The sequence below is a fragment of the Pseudophaeobacter sp. 1A16562 genome, from assembly GCF_041008785.1.
GTDB classification, from domain to species: domain Bacteria; phylum Pseudomonadota; class Alphaproteobacteria; order Rhodobacterales; family Rhodobacteraceae; genus Phycobacter; species Phycobacter gallaeciensis_A.
Genome location: NZ_JAXGFT010000002.1, coordinates 1 through 13587, shown reverse-complemented (window position 1 = coordinate 13587; position 13587 = coordinate 1). Strand labels below are relative to the sequence as shown.

Annotated in this window: 12 protein-coding genes and 1 pseudogene; 8 read left to right on the top strand and 5 right to left on the bottom strand. The window is 60.2% G+C overall.

The window, feature by feature from the left end; genetic code table 11:
* Positions 1 to 73 precede the first annotated feature (73 nt).
* From SM764_RS02395 to SM764_RS02385, 3 genes are all read left to right on the top strand, one after another.
* The gene (locus tag SM764_RS02395) at positions 74 to 562 is read left to right on the top strand and encodes a peroxiredoxin (RefSeq protein WP_369000923.1); all 489 of its coding nucleotides are present in this window, start codon (positions 74 to 76) and stop codon (positions 560 to 562) included.
* A 481-nt stretch (positions 563 to 1043) separates the two neighbouring features.
* Positions 1044 to 1460: a universal stress protein gene (locus tag SM764_RS02390; RefSeq protein WP_065271382.1), complete on the top strand. Its 417-nt coding sequence runs from the start codon at positions 1044 to 1046 to the stop codon at positions 1458 to 1460.
* Positions 1461 to 1512: 52 nt separating this feature from the next.
* The gene (locus SM764_RS02385; RefSeq protein ID WP_065271383.1) at positions 1513 to 3153 is read left to right on the top strand and encodes a BCCT family transporter; all 1641 of its coding nucleotides are present in this window, start codon (positions 1513 to 1515) and stop codon (positions 3151 to 3153) included.
* Between the two features lie 143 nt (positions 3154 to 3296).
* Here SM764_RS02385 and SM764_RS02380 read toward each other — a convergent pair whose 3' ends face one another.
* From SM764_RS02380 to SM764_RS02360, 5 genes are all read right to left on the bottom strand, one after another.
* Positions 3297 to 3902: an acyl-homoserine-lactone synthase gene (locus SM764_RS02380; protein WP_065271384.1), complete on the bottom strand. Its 606-nt coding sequence runs from the start codon at positions 3900 to 3902 to the stop codon at positions 3297 to 3299.
* Between the two features lie 428 nt (positions 3903 to 4330).
* Positions 4331 to 6067 (bottom strand): ATP-binding protein, encoded by a 1737-nt coding sequence (locus SM764_RS02375; RefSeq protein ID WP_274837256.1) that lies wholly within the window; start codon positions 6065 to 6067, stop codon positions 4331 to 4333.
* A 488-nt stretch (positions 6068 to 6555) separates the two neighbouring features.
* Positions 6556 to 7449: a LysR family transcriptional regulator gene (locus SM764_RS02370; protein ID WP_369000922.1), complete on the bottom strand. Its 894-nt coding sequence runs from the start codon at positions 7447 to 7449 to the stop codon at positions 6556 to 6558.
* Positions 7450 to 7537: 88 nt separating this feature from the next.
* The gene (locus SM764_RS02365) at positions 7538 to 8185 is read right to left on the bottom strand and encodes a DsbA family oxidoreductase (protein WP_368947876.1); all 648 of its coding nucleotides are present in this window, start codon (positions 8183 to 8185) and stop codon (positions 7538 to 7540) included.
* A 273-nt stretch (positions 8186 to 8458) separates the two neighbouring features.
* Entirely contained in the window at positions 8459 to 9406 is a 948-nt protein-coding gene (locus SM764_RS02360) for a LysR family transcriptional regulator (RefSeq protein ID WP_368947875.1), read from the bottom strand.
* A gap of 127 nt (positions 9407 to 9533) precedes the next feature.
* On the opposite strand from SM764_RS02360, the gene SM764_RS02355 reads away from it, so the two are divergent.
* From SM764_RS02355 to SM764_RS02335, 5 genes and pseudogenes are all read left to right on the top strand, one after another.
* Positions 9534 to 10697, top strand: a complete 1164-nt coding sequence (locus tag SM764_RS02355) for an acyl-CoA dehydrogenase family protein (protein ID WP_369000921.1) — start codon at positions 9534 to 9536, stop codon at positions 10695 to 10697.
* Positions 10697 to 11794, top strand: coding sequence for a CaiB/BaiF CoA transferase family protein (locus tag SM764_RS02350; protein WP_368947874.1), 1098 nt, complete (start codon positions 10697 to 10699; stop codon positions 11792 to 11794). The genes SM764_RS02355 and SM764_RS02350 overlap by 1 nt, the downstream gene beginning before the upstream one ends.
* 1 nt (position 11795) lies before the next feature.
* Positions 11796 to 12635, top strand: a complete 840-nt coding sequence (locus SM764_RS02345) for an HTD2 family dehydratase (RefSeq protein ID WP_369000920.1) — start codon at positions 11796 to 11798, stop codon at positions 12633 to 12635.
* Entirely contained in the window at positions 12635 to 13429 is a 795-nt protein-coding gene (locus SM764_RS02340; protein ID WP_368947872.1) for an HpcH/HpaI aldolase/citrate lyase family protein, read from the top strand. Before SM764_RS02345 ends, SM764_RS02340 begins: the two co-directional genes overlap by 1 nt.
* Positions 13430 to 13466: 37 nt before the next feature.
* A pseudogene (locus SM764_RS02335) lies at positions 13467 to 13587 on the top strand (electron transfer flavoprotein subunit beta/FixA family protein); the annotation flags it as partial.

Below are 13587 nucleotides of genomic sequence, written 5' to 3'. Positions count from 1 at the left end.
TCTGGTCACGGTCTGACCGGACCCTATATGGGGGACCATAGATAACGCAATCACGACAGAAGAGGAACGCGCGATGATTTCAGTCGGAGACACCCTGCCGGACGCCACCCTGGTGCAAATGGGGGCCGAAGGGCCCGAGCCGGTGCAGATGGCCGAGAGGGTCAAGGGCCGCAAGGTTGCCATCTTTGCCGTTCCGGGCGCCTTTACCCCGACCTGCCATTCCGCCCATGTGCCCAGCTTTATCCGCACCAAGGATCAGTTCGATGCCAAGGGCGTGGATGAAATCATCTGCATATCGGCAAACGATCCCTTCGTGATGAAGGCCTGGGGCGAAGCAACCGGCGCGGACAAAGCAGGTATCACCATGCTGGCCGACGCCCAAAGCGAATTTACCGATGCCATCGGCATGCGCTTTGATGCGCCGCCCGCCGGGCTGATCGGTCGCTCGCTACGCTATGCGATGCTGGTCGAGGATGGCAAGGTGACGATCCTCAACCGCGAGGAAAACCCCGGCCAGTGCGAACTCTCTGCCGGTGAGGGCCTGCTCGACACGATGGGCTGAGGCGGCGGTCTCTCCGCGGCACGGATGCGCCAGATCAGGATGGGGATGGCGCTCTTCGCCACCCCGAATTTCGGACCAACCCATCTGCAGAAAACTAATGCAGCCCGTTCATTTCGACCACTGGAACGGGCTGCATTTGCCAGATCGCGGCGCCTGATGGCGCGCCTCTGGAAATCGTTTCACCGGCCCGGCTTGCCCTGAAGCAACCCGTGACCTTCGAACAAAACATTGTTTTTCAAAAATATATTTTTGTTAAACGTCCGCAAATTCCAAAGCGTCAGGTCCGCATTCCCTACCAAAAGTTCAACGCCTCGTTTGTCTGCGGCTCAGATTTGATGTTACGCTCCTCAAGGAGGAGACAGATCAAAAAATCACTTTCACCCCAGTGATCGATATGTGATGGGCGGTTTTTCAACCCCGCCGGGGTCGGCTGCGACACATGAGCCGCCGAAATTTTCAAACTGAGAGAAAGGACAACCGAGTGTTCAAGAAAATCATGGCGCCGGTGGACTTGGCGCATCAAGGGCATCTTGAGAAGGCCCTAAAGTGCACGTCAGATCTCGCAAAGCATTACGGGGCAGAAGTCGTGTTTGTTGGGGTGACCGCCTCTACGCCCAGCGCCACTGCGCATAATCCGGCCGAATATGCCGTCAAACTCGATGAATTCGCCAAGGCACAGGCGGCAGAGCACGGGTTCACCGCATCGGCAGTGCCGGTGGTCAGCCACGATCCGACCACGGATGTCGACGATGCGCTGCTGAAAGCCACCAAGGACACGGGTGCAGACCTGGTAGTGATGGCCAGCCATCTGCCCAACGTGCTCGACTATATCTGGCCCTCGAATGGCGGAAAAATTGCCGAGCATGCGAAATGTTCGGTGTTTGTCGTGCGCGGCTGACCACAGAGCCGCGAACAGCATTTGTAAGATCTGATAAAGGGAGGCCTCCAAAATGGCCGACGAAACGACCAACCAGGGCATACCCGAGCCCGAAGGGACAGCAGAAATCATCGATACCGACTACACGATTGGTCAGGACAATATCGAAACGACAGTTGGACCGTTCGGGCTCGATGTTCACAACCCGGTTTTCCTGATTTCCGGGCTTTCCATCGTAGCCTTTGTTTTCTACGCGCTGGCCCTGCCAGAGCAATCCGCCGACATCTTCGGCAGCTTGCGCCCCTATCTGACCAGCACCTTTGACTGGTTCTTCCTGGGCGCTGCCAACATTTTTGTCCTATTCTGCCTGCTGCTGATCGTGCTGCCTCTGGGCAAGGTGCGGCTTGGCGGTGCGGATGCGACACCGGATTACAGCTATATCGGCTGGTTCGCGATGCTGTTCGCCGCCGGCATGGGCATCGGCCTGATGTTCTATGGCGTTTCCGAACCGATGAGCCATTATTCGACCTCAATGGGTGGCATTGCCACTGGTGAGGATGGCGCGCGGACCGATTGGGCACCGCTGGGGGCAGCCGCCGGGGATCAGGCGGCTTCGGTCCGCCTGGGTATGGCAGCAACGATCTTCCACTGGGGACTGCACCCCTGGGCGATCTACGCGGTTGTCGCTCTGGCACTGGCGCTGTTTTCCTACAACAAGGGGTTGCCGCTCACCATTCGCTCGGCTTTCTACCCGATCCTGGGCGAACGTGTCTGGGGCTGGCCGGGGCACACCATCGACGTGCTGGCGGTTTTCGCCACCCTGTTTGGCCTTGCAACCTCGCTTGGTTTTGGTGCGACACAGGCGAATGCAGGTCTGAATGAGCTGTTCGGCATCCCCGTGGGATCGACGACCGAGGTTGTTTTGATCACCGGCATTACGGCAATCGCACTGATCTCGGTGATCCGCGGCCTCGACGGCGGGGTGAAAGTGCTGTCCGAAATCAACATGGGGCTTGCGGCCCTGCTGTTGCTGTTCGTGTTGATCGCCGGACCCACGATCGCGATCCTGACCGGCTTCGTGGACAGCCTTGCTGCCTACATCCAGTATCTGCCCGCATTGTCCAACCCCATTGGCCGCGAAGACACCAACTTCAGCCAAGGCTGGACCGCCTTCTACTGGGCCTGGTGGATCAGCTGGTCGCCCTTTGTCGGCATGTTCATCGCCCGCGTCAGCCGTGGCCGCACCGTGCGTGAGTTCATCATTTGCGTGCTGCTGATCCCCTCGATGGTCTGCGTTCTGTGGATGAGCGTCTTTGGCGGCACAGCCATCCAGCAGGTCATTCAGGATGGCGTCACCACCGTGACCGAAGCGCCGCTTGAGCTGAAACTGTTCAAGATGCTGGCCGAACTGCCGCTGGCCTCGATCACAAGCTTCCTTGGGATCATCCTGGTGGTCGTGTTCTTCGTCACCTCTTCGGACTCCGGTTCGCTGGTGATCGATACCATCACCGCAGGCGGCAAGGTCGATGCACCGGTCCCGCAGCGTGTGTTCTGGTGCGTCTTCGAGGGCGCCGTGGCGATTGCGCTGCTCATCGGCGGTGGACTGGCTTCGCTGCAGGCGATGGTCATCTCGACAGGCCTGCCATTTACCGTGGTGCTGCTCCTGATGTGCTGGGCGATCTGGCGCGGTCTGATCGCTGAAACCCGAGCGTAAACAACGCCCACATGTGAAAATAAGGAAAGGGAGTCCGTATCAGGGCTCCCTTTTGCGTTGCCGTCTCGTTTGCCCTGCGGGCCTGTCATCAGACAGTCAGCGCAGAGTGTCCTGCCCCTGACGCATAGTCCTGCCGCTGTGAATCACGCCGCTCGGCTGCGACGCAGCCTCTTGGCATCGACCTTGAGATGGTAAGCCTGACAGGTTTCCCCTTCGATTTCGAAGCGCAATCCGGCCGGGGTGATGTTGATTCCCGCCTGACGCGTCAGCAAAGCAGCCGAAACAGAGGTCAGACAAAGGAACGCATCAATGTTCCAGTCCTTGGCCAGCCGGGCAAAGCTCACCCCCAACTGTCCGCGCACACGCATGCGTTCGCGGCTGCTGAGCGTATCATCGACGAAGACCCTACTGACCTCCCAGATCTTCGGGTCCTGTGGCGCGGGCGCATCCAGAATGTCCGCAGGAAGATCCGGCAACAGGCCCAGTTGCGCATCGCGCAACATATAGCTGGCGCTGCCGCATTTTGCGGTGGTGGGCGTCACCCGGAAACCGCCATGGATCGTCATGCCATCATGAATCGCACAATAGATGCTCTCCGGGGTATCATACTGATCAAACTCAAGCCCGCGCACGTTGGGCAGGTCCCAGCCGCGCGCCTCGATAAAATGATGATAACGCGCGCGCAGGAGCTCGGTGAACAAAGCACCGGTCTCTCCTAAGTTGTCGAACGATATTTCTGTCGACTGCATCGGGCTGTCCCGCCGCCTTTTTCCATAATCTCAATGTGACGCTGAAAACTTTCAGCAAATTTGAATCAACTTTCACAAGAAATCGTAAATTTTAAATTAACCGTGATGAGGGTTTCCCACCTCATCACGCACAACTTTTGGGCAAGTGCGCGTTATACGCGCCTTTTCTCTGAAGGCCGCTCAAGGATGGGCGCAGTTCCGCCGAAGCCGAGGCAACAACCCGGCACAGGTCCGACCGGACAGATCTATTTCAGAGAATATGAAAGCGCCGTCGGACGCGGGCGGACTTTACCAGCAGACCTGTATACCGTGGCGGAACGATCAGGCAGCAGGCACGCTCAGTACCGGAACCAGATCATTCCCCATGACATTGTTCAGGATCGGAGCCTCTGACCAACGCCCGGCGCGCCATGGCCAGCGGGACGCCATCAGGCGGCGCGGATGAAGCGTTCGGTTGCAACCCTTCGGATTTCAGATAGCAGCACGGACTTCTTGACCGGTTTTGCCAGATACCCAGCCGCCCCTAGCTTGAGGAACAATTCCTGGTCCTCTGGCGCAGCGTTGGCCGTCAGCATGATCACCGGCGTATTGCCTATCCTACCCCCACGGCGTGCCAGCTCCGCCAGGGTTTCGCGGCCGTCCATCACCGGCATCTTCATGTCGAGCAGCACAAGATCCACCGATCGTTTCTCAAGACAGGCCAGAGCTTCGACACCATTCCCTGCCTCGACAATCTCAACATCGCTGTTTTTCAAGAAGGCACGCACCACCACCCGGTTCGACGCGGTATCATCCACCAGCAAGATCGAGCGAACACCAAGATCGCTGCGGTCTTCAGCCGGGGTTTGCGGCGAAAGGGCCTCGATCTCCGAATTCTCAAGAACCCGGACCGGGCATGTAAAGGTGAAACAGCTTCCGCGGCCAGGGCTGCTCCTGACTGTGATTTCACCCTCCATCATATGCGCAAAACGCCGTGCAATCGATAGACCAAGACCCGTGCCCGGCACGCTGAGGGCGTTCTTGTCCTCTGCCCGGTAGAACTCCGTGAACAGCTGTGCGGTCTGATCCGGCGTCATGCCGCGTCCGGTATCCGACACCTCAACGGTGAGAACCGTCTGACCATCGACCTGTTCGCCGCGCGCCCCGACCAGCACCTGACCCGTCTCGGTGTATTTAACCGCATTGGACACCAAGTTTCCGATGATCTGGCGGACACGCAGCGCATCGAATTCCGCATAGGCAGGCACGTTGTCTTCGATATCGACGATCAGTTGCAGCCCCTTTTCATCGGCGGGCGCCCGGAACATTTCCACCGCGCTGGAGATTTCGGACCTTGGTTCCGCATTTGTCAGGTTCAGCTCGAACTGTCCGGATTCGATTTTCGCATGATCCAGAACATCGTCCAGAATACCGGTCAGCGCCTGGGCAGACTTACGCAGCAGATGGGTGCGTTCACGCAGCGTCTGCCGGTCGGTGCGTTCATCCTCGATCAGTTCGGACATGGCGCAAATGGCATTGAGAGGGGTGCGGATCTCATGGCTCATCGCCGCAAGGAACCGGCTCTTGGCACGGCTTCCGGCCTCTGCTTCGCGCAAGGCCTCGCGCAGGCGGCCGGTCAGCCGGTGCTGCACCCACATGGCATGCAGCATATAGGCCGACCCCAGAACCACCACGATGGTCGCGATCACAATCTCTACCGGGCTTGCGAAGTTATAGAGGAAGCTACCAATCATATAGCCAAAGACACAGAGGATCGGCACCGCCGTCAGGATACCAAAGAACATCCAGGCAGAGCGCGCCACCACACTGTGATTGAGCGCGATGATCAACAGCATTGAGCCCATCAGCTTGGGAAAGGGTTCTGACTGAAGAAACAGAAGCAGCGGGATCGCGTTGAAGACCCAGACGCCGGCAAAGGCAGATCCGGCGAACAGGAGGACCGAGCCGATTGTGACCTCTTTGCTCAGCCTCTTGTAGACGTAGACACCGATGATCTCGATCAGCCCATAGACCAGATATATGGTGGCCACCACTGGGATTGGCACGAAGAAAAGGGACAGGAGCGAGACAAGCGTAATCGACGCGAAACGGGATGGCAGATCCGCGCGGACGAGATCGTTCTGGGTAGCTATGGCGCTTTTGACGTCTGGCGGCAAAGCAAACATACGCATCCTCCTTCCATTGCCCGTTCCCTCGTTCCTTGTGATGGCTAACGGACGCCGAAGGTCTTCAATCGCCCATCGGACCACGGGCAACTGAAAAACTCTACGTTGAGATTACGGCCAAATGATGACCAATGTTCAAAATAACTCGCGCATACGGCGAATTATCGCCTATTTGCAGCCAATCGATGCAATCTCAGGCTGCGCATCCCGGCGGCCAGCGACGTTCCAAAGCCTCCCTCGCATCCTTTTCCGGGATAATTGTGACCGGAACGTCTCGCTTCGGATGTAGGGTGCTGGGTGTTGAGCATCGGACTTGAAATATGTGCCGAGAGGTCACTCTATGGGCCACAAGTCCCTCTTTGGCCCCGCTATCTGTCACGCGGCGCTCCTGTCGTTAGGTACGATGAGAAGTGTGACGGTCAATTCGGAAACCCGGGATTTGGACCGGTCGCCGACCAGGAGCGCCGCAACTGCATCCTTGCTGGCTGTCAGGGCCGACCCGCCAATTCCGCAGCCAGGAAATCGTTGAAAGCCATCACCTTAGCATCCGCGCTTAGGCGTGACGCGGCAAGCGTGTAGACCGTGCGTTCTGGCAGGTGCCAGTCTGGCAGAACCCGGACAATCCGGCCCGTCGCCTCAAGCGGGGCTGACAGGAAATTCGGCAAGCTGCCAATCCCCATGTCGGCCTTGATCATGTCACGCAGGACAATGCTGCTGCCAAGGCGCAGCTGGGGCGAAATCGGCACCGTAACCCGTCTTTGCGGCCCATTAAATTCCCAAGTCAGCGGAGTTTCAGCAAGGCTATAGGACAGTGTTCTGTGTCTTTTCAGATCCTCCGGAGCCTCAGGCTGGCCGCAATCTGCAAGATATTCGGGGCTGGCGAAAACACCCTGATGCACGGGCATAATTTTGCGCGCGATCAACCCCGAATCCGGCAGGCTTGCACGGATGCGGATCGCCACATCAAAGCCGCCCTGAACCAGATCCAGCACGTTGTCGTCAAACACAAGCGACAGCTGCACGTCAGGATAGCGACTGGCGAACCGGGGCAACAAATCCGCCAGAATCGTCGTGCCAAAGGAATGCGGCGCATTGATCCGCAACTCGCCCCGCATCACCTGCGCCCCAGACCGCACCTGCTGCTCGGCCAGATCAACGGCCTGCAGGATGCGGTCGGCCTGCTCGTAATATAGCCGACCGTGTTCGGTCAGGGACATGCTGCGGGTGGTGCGCGTGATCAGCCTGCAGCCGAGGCTTTCTTCTAGCAGCTTCAGATCGCGGCTGAGCAAGCTGGACGACACGCCCAGATCCTCAGCCGCGCGCGCCATGCTGCCACGGTCGACGATGCGGCAGAAGGCCCGCATGACACCAAACTTGTCCATGGCTCTCTCCGTTGCTTCCCAGAAATAAAACACGATGCGCTAGCTCTGCAAAGCGCTTTGCCCGCGTGCCACTCCGGGCGTAGCCTGCTCAGAGATGTTCCAGTTGCCGCGCGACAACACGCAGATGCGACCGCAACTCATCGACAGAACCAGTCAGCAACCGCGTGCCCGTTGCAGCGATGATCAGGGTCGGCACTGCCTGCACGCCGTTCACCCGGGCAAAATGCCGATCAGCGTCGACCTGCCGGGCCACCGCCGGATCCTCCATGCGGCACTTGAACTGATCCGGGGTCAGACCCAGTTCCTGCGCCAGATCCACCAGCACCTTCGGGTCGGCGATATTGCGGGCTTCGCTCAGATGAGCCCGCTGGATCCGGTCGAACATCTCCCAGTGCAGCGCCTGACCACCAAAAGTTTCCGCCGCCTTGCACGCGAGCGCCGCGTTCATGCCATGGGGATAATCGAAACGGGCCGCCCGCATCGCGTTGATATTGATGTGTTCCGGCTGATCGCTGGCCGCACGGCAATGGCGCCAATGATCCAGAATGGTACTCCGCGCCGCCTCAGGGCTGCCCCAACGCTGTGCCATTTCCTGGCGGCTGGCCTGCAGCACGAAGGTCCGGTGACGAATATCGAGTTTGATTTCCTGTGCTACCGTGCGCAGGCGGGATGAAAGATTGAAACACCAGGCGCACACCGTGTCGTGGAAGAATTCGATCTTGATCGGCCTGCTCATTTGAACATCCCCCCGATGTGCCAATCAGCGGCGTCCGGACGGATCTGCGGCAGCGCGCGGTTGCCGTTCGATTGGAGGAGTAAAATGGCAGGGGGAGAAGCGAACATCGCGGGCCTCGCTGACGGTTTCTAAGGGAAGACAAGACAATCCGCAGATCCCCCCGGAAGATTAACCGGGAAATTCGAAAGACAATCTCTCATCAGCTTCAAGAATGCCCACAGGTCTCCCCATCAGGCAGGAAGCGCACCCCAGTTGCCAAAAGGTCTTGCCCGGTCAGGAATTGGTATCCGCAGCCTTTGTCGCAATTGGTTGCGCCCCGGCCCAGGTTCCATCAGCAATCAATTCTGCGGAAACGGTTGTCAGGATTTCACTGACAGCCGATGCCGCGCGGGTCAGCGGCCGCGCGGTAGTGTGGGCTAGGTAAGTTCGGCGCCACAGCCCCGGTGCGTCGAACGGGCTAACCGACAAGCGCCCGGCGGAGGCCTCCTGCGCCACCGCGTGGAACGGCAACACCGAACACCCATAGCCCTGCTCAACCAACCGTTTGATATTGCTGTAACTGTCGACTTCGATATCGGGTGCGACCGAGATACCTTTCACGCGCAGCTTTTCCTCCAGCATGGCGCGCAGCCCATGCGCGCCGCTAGGCAGGATCAGTGGAATATCCGCAAGGTGGTCAAGCGGGGTCGGCCCTGCCCCGGCCTGCGCAGGCGGGGCCAGCATCACCAGCTCTTCATCCAGCAGCGGTTCGGACCGCACCCCGGCTTCCCGCAATTCAGCATATAGAACCGCCAGATCGACACCGCCATCCAGCAGCCATTCGCGGACAAAGCCGCTCATCGCTTCGGCGATGACGATCTTAATCTTCGGATAGCGCGCGCGGCACCGCGCGATCAGCGGCACCGACAGAATACCGCTGATGGTCCCCGGCAGCCCCAGACGTACCGTTCCTGTCGGCTCCCGGCCCAGACTGCGCAGATCTTCTTCGGTGCGCTCCAGATCCATCAGAAGCGATCGTGCGCGACGGGCAAGTAGTTCTCCGGCCTCTGTTGCGGTAACCCCCTGTGGCGCGCGCAGCAACAATGGCGTTCCAAGGGCTTCTTCCATATTGCGCACATGCAGGGACAAGGCAGGTTGCGCCACATTCACCCGCTGCGCTGCCCGAGTAAAAGAACCCTCTTCGACGATGGCTAGAAAGTATCGCAGCTGTCTCAGATCCACGATCCGCGCCCCATATACAGAAACGTTATACCTATAAGCACTAATAGATATTTGATGTATGCAGGGCAAGCCGGGCATATCCAGAGCAATGGCGAAGACTTCGCAAGACTCAAACCGGAGACCCCAAATGTACCAGCAGCAGACCGACGAATTTCAGGATATCCGCGATGCGGTGCGCGCGCTATGCGCCGAGTTCCCGGATGAATATCACCGCAAAGTCGACGAGGCCCGCGCCTACCCCGAAGAGTTTGTCGATGCCCTGACCCGTGCCGGCTGGATGGCGGCGCTCATCCCCGAAGAATACGGCGGATCCGGCCTTGGCCTGACCGAAGCGGCGATTATCATGGAAGAGATCAACCGCGCCGGCGGCAATTCGGGCGCCTGCCACGGGCAGATGTATAATATGAACACCCTTGTGCGGCATGGGTCCGAGGATCAGAAGCGCCGCATCCTGCCAAAACTGGCCAGCGGCGAATTGCGTCTGCAATCCATGGGCGTCACCGAACCCACCACCGGCACCGACACGACGCAGCTGAAGACCACCGCGGTCAAGAAAGGCGACAAATACGTTGTGAACGGCCAGAAGGTCTGGATCAGCCGGGTCCAGCATTCGGATCTGATGATCCTGCTTGCCCGCACCGCGCCGCTGTCCGAGGTAAAGAAGAAATCCGAAGGCCTGTCCATCTTTCTTGTCGACATCAAGGAAGCGATGCAGTCGGGCATGACCGTCCGGCCGATCCCCAACATGGTCAACCACGAAACCAACGAGCTGTTCTTCGACAATCTGGAAATCCCCGAGGAGAACCTGATCGGCGAAGAAGGCAAGGGCTTCAAATACATCCTGACCGGGCTCAATGCCGAACGCACGCTGATCGCCGCCGAATGCATCGGGGACGGCTACTGGTTCACCGACCGTGTGACGCAATACGTCTCTGAACGTACGGTCTTTGGCCGCCCCATCGGCCAGAACCAGGGCGTGCAATTCCCCATCGCCGAAGCTTATGTCGAAATCGAAGCTGCCAACCTGATGCGGCAGAAGGCATGTCGGCTTTATGATGCAGGCCAGCCCTGTGGCGCCGAAGCGAACATGGCGAAATACCTCGCCGCCAAGGCCAGCTGGGAGGCCGCGAACGCCTGCCTGCAATTCCACGGTGGTTTCGGCTTTGCCTGCGAATACGATGTCGAGCGTAAATTCCGCGAAACCCGCCTGTATCAGGTGGCGCCGATTTCGACCAATCTCATCCTCAGCTACGTGGCAGAACACGTGCTGGGCCTGCCGAGGTCGTTCTGATGAGCCGCCCGTTGGAAGGATTGAAGGTGGTGGCCATCGAACAGGCCGTAGCCGCCCCCTTCTGCACTGCGCGCCTTGCGGATGCGGGCGCCGAGGTGATCAAGATCGAACGCCCCGAGGGAGATTTCGCCCGTGGTTATGACGATGTCGCGAAGGGCCAATCGAGCTATTTTGTCTGGCTCAACCGCGGCAAGACCTCGGTAACGCTGAATCTGGCCGCGCCCGAGGGCAAGGCGGAACTGGAGCGGTTGCTGATCGATGCCGATGTGCTGATCCAGAACCTCAAGACAGGCGCGCTGGAGCGGCTGGGATTTGGCGCTGATCGGCTGGCCGAGGACTTCCCGCGTCTTATCACCTGTTCGATCAGCGGCTATGGGGAAGCTGGACCGATGGCAGAGCGCAAGGCCTACGATCTGCTGATCCAGGCGGAATCCGGGCTGTGCTCGATCACCGGCGGGCCATCAGTTCCCTCCCGTGTCGGCATTTCCATCGTCGATATTGCCACCGGGGCAACCGCCTATTCCGCCGTTCTCGAAGCGGTCTTGCGGCGTTACAAGACCGGAAAGGGCGCACGGATATCGCTGTCGATGTTCGACGTCATGGCTGATTGGCTGACCGTGCCGCTGCTGAACCACGAAGGCGGCAAACCACCCAAGCGGATCGGGATGGCGCATCCGTCAATCGCGCCCTACGGGGTCTTCACGGCCAGCGACGGCGCGCAGATTCTGCTCTCGATCCAAAGCGACCGGGAATGGAAGAAACTCTGCATCGATTTTCTCGATCAGCCCGATCTGGCCGATGATCCCCGCTTTGCCACCAATGTGGCGCGGGTGGCGAACCGGGATCAGACCGACGCCCTTGTCGCCCGGGGATTCGCCCGCAGAACTGGCGCCGAGGCCATCGAGGCCCTGCGCGTGGCGGATGTCGCCCTCGCTTCGGTCAACGACATGGAAGGCCTCTCAAACCACCCGCACCTGCGCCGTATCTCGGTCGAGACTCCGAACGGCGTAGTGTCCTACCCGGCGCCCGCCCCGATCTGGCATGGCGAGACGCCGCATTATGGTCCGGTGCCCGCACTCCGACCACAGGAGACCTGAAATGAATATCGATCTTGACCACCTGCGCAGTTGGATTGGCCACGAGGAAACCCGCTCCGAAGTGCTGATGCCGACCCTTGTGGAACGCTTCAACGCCACCTTTGACCGCGACGGACCGCTTGACGAAGACGCCGAAGCCCCCCCTATGATCCACCTCTGCCTGTGTCAGCCGGTGGCCCCATCGGCAGCCCTCGGGCCCGACGGGCATCCGGCACGCGGCGGCTTTCTGCCACCCGTGCCCCTGCCCCGGCGCATGTGGGCGGGCGGAGAGATGACATTTCACGCGCCACTTTGCATCGGCGATACTGTCACCCGCCGTTCAGTGATCGAAGATGTTGCTTTGAAGACAGGCCGCAGCGGAGACCTGTGCTTTGTAACCGTGCGCCATCATTTCAACAGCGATAGCGGCGATCTGATCACGGAACGACAGGATATCGTCTATCGCGGCGCCCCCACCGGCACAGCCAAGCCGCCCTCCCCCGCTGCGACGGCCCCGGCAGCACCCCACAATCGCAACATCGCCACCACGCCGACATTGCTGTTTCGTTATTCGGCGCTGACCTTCAACGGCCATCGCATCCATTACGACCGCCCCTATTGCCAGGAGGACGAAGGCTATCCCGGGCTGGTAGTACACGGCCCGATGCAGGCAACCCTGCTGGCGCAATTCGCCGCCGACCTGCGCGGCGCCGCGCCCGCCCGCTTCAGCTTCCGCAGCCTGTCGCCTGTCTACGACACGCAAGGGCTTGGCCTGCGCGCCGCCGAGACTGAGGCTGGGATCAGCCTGTGGACCGCCGCGCCCGGTGGCCCTGTCGCGATGGAGGCGCAGGCGCAATGGTGATGTCCGACGCAATCCGCGCACCGCTGTTCGTTCCGGCTGACCGGCCGGACATTTTCGCCAAGGCACCCCGGTCCGGAACCGACGCGATCATACTCGATCTCGAAGATGCGGTGTCGCGCGACAACAAGGAGGCCGCCCGTGCCGCTCTGACATGCGATTTCACCGAGCTGCCCGTCATTGTACGCATCAATCCCCCCCGCACCCCCTGGCACGCGGCCGATCTCGCAGCCGTCGCATCCTTGCCGGTGGCTGGTCTCATGCTGCCCAAATCCGAAGATCCCGCCTTGATTACCGATCTGGCCGAAACGCTCGGCCCTGATGTGGCGCTGCTGGCCCTGATCGAAAGCGCCGCAGGGCTGGCGGCGGCCCGCGACATCGCGGCGGTGCCCGGCGTGACACATCTGGTGTTCGGCTCGATCGACTTCTGCGCCGACATCGGTGCTGCACATCAGCGCGAGGTGCTGCTGCCCGCCCGCAGCGAGTTGGTTCTTGCCGCCCGTCTGGCCGGGATCTGCGCACCCATCGACGGGGTTACCGCGCGGCTGGACGATCTGACCGAAACCCAGGCGGATGCCGCCCATGCGCGCGCCCTCGGCATGTCTGGTAAACTCTGCATCCATCCGCGGCAGGTCGGTGAGGTGCAGCGCGCCTTTGCCCCCTCGGCGAATGAAATCCACTGGGCAAAACGGGTCCTTGCCTCTGGCGACGGCGCGACGACCGTCGATGGCGCCATGGTCGATGAACCCGTCCGCCTGCGCGCGCGAGCCATTCTTGGGGCGCTCGCAACTGCCTGATCCCCCCCCTCCGCCCAAAGCGAAAGGAAGTCTGAACATGAAGGTACTCGTGCCTGTCAAACGCGTGATTGACTATAACGTGAAGGTCCGCGTCAAAGCGGACGGAAGCGGTGTCGATCTCGCCAACGTCAAAATGTCGATGAACCCCTTTGACGAAA

Bases quoted from the DNA above. Each gene is read 5' to 3' on its own strand.
- SM764_RS02395 (WP_369000923.1), top strand. From the start codon at position 74: ATGATTTCAGTCGGAGACACCCTGCCGGACGCCACCCTGGTGCAAATG.
- SM764_RS02385 (WP_065271383.1), top strand. From the start codon at position 1,513: ATGGCCGACGAAACGACCAACCAGGGCATACCCGAGCCCGAAGGGACA.
- SM764_RS02380 (WP_065271384.1), bottom strand. From the start codon at position 3,902: ATGCAGTCGACAGAAATATCGTTCGACAACTTAGGAGAGACCGGTGCT.
- SM764_RS02375 (WP_274837256.1), bottom strand. From the start codon at position 6,067: ATGTTTGCTTTGCCGCCAGACGTCAAAAGCGCCATAGCTACCCAGAAC.
- SM764_RS02370 (WP_369000922.1), bottom strand. From the start codon at position 7,449: ATGGACAAGTTTGGTGTCATGCGGGCCTTCTGCCGCATCGTCGACCGT.
- SM764_RS02365 (WP_368947876.1), bottom strand. From the start codon at position 8,185: ATGAGCAGGCCGATCAAGATCGAATTCTTCCACGACACGGTGTGCGCC.
- SM764_RS02355 (WP_369000921.1), top strand. From the start codon at position 9,534: ATGTACCAGCAGCAGACCGACGAATTTCAGGATATCCGCGATGCGGTG.
- SM764_RS02350 (WP_368947874.1), top strand. From the start codon at position 10,697: ATGAGCCGCCCGTTGGAAGGATTGAAGGTGGTGGCCATCGAACAGGCC.
- SM764_RS02345 (WP_369000920.1), top strand. From the start codon at position 11,796: ATGAATATCGATCTTGACCACCTGCGCAGTTGGATTGGCCACGAGGAA.
- SM764_RS02340 (WP_368947872.1), top strand. From the start codon at position 12,635: ATGTCCGACGCAATCCGCGCACCGCTGTTCGTTCCGGCTGACCGGCCG.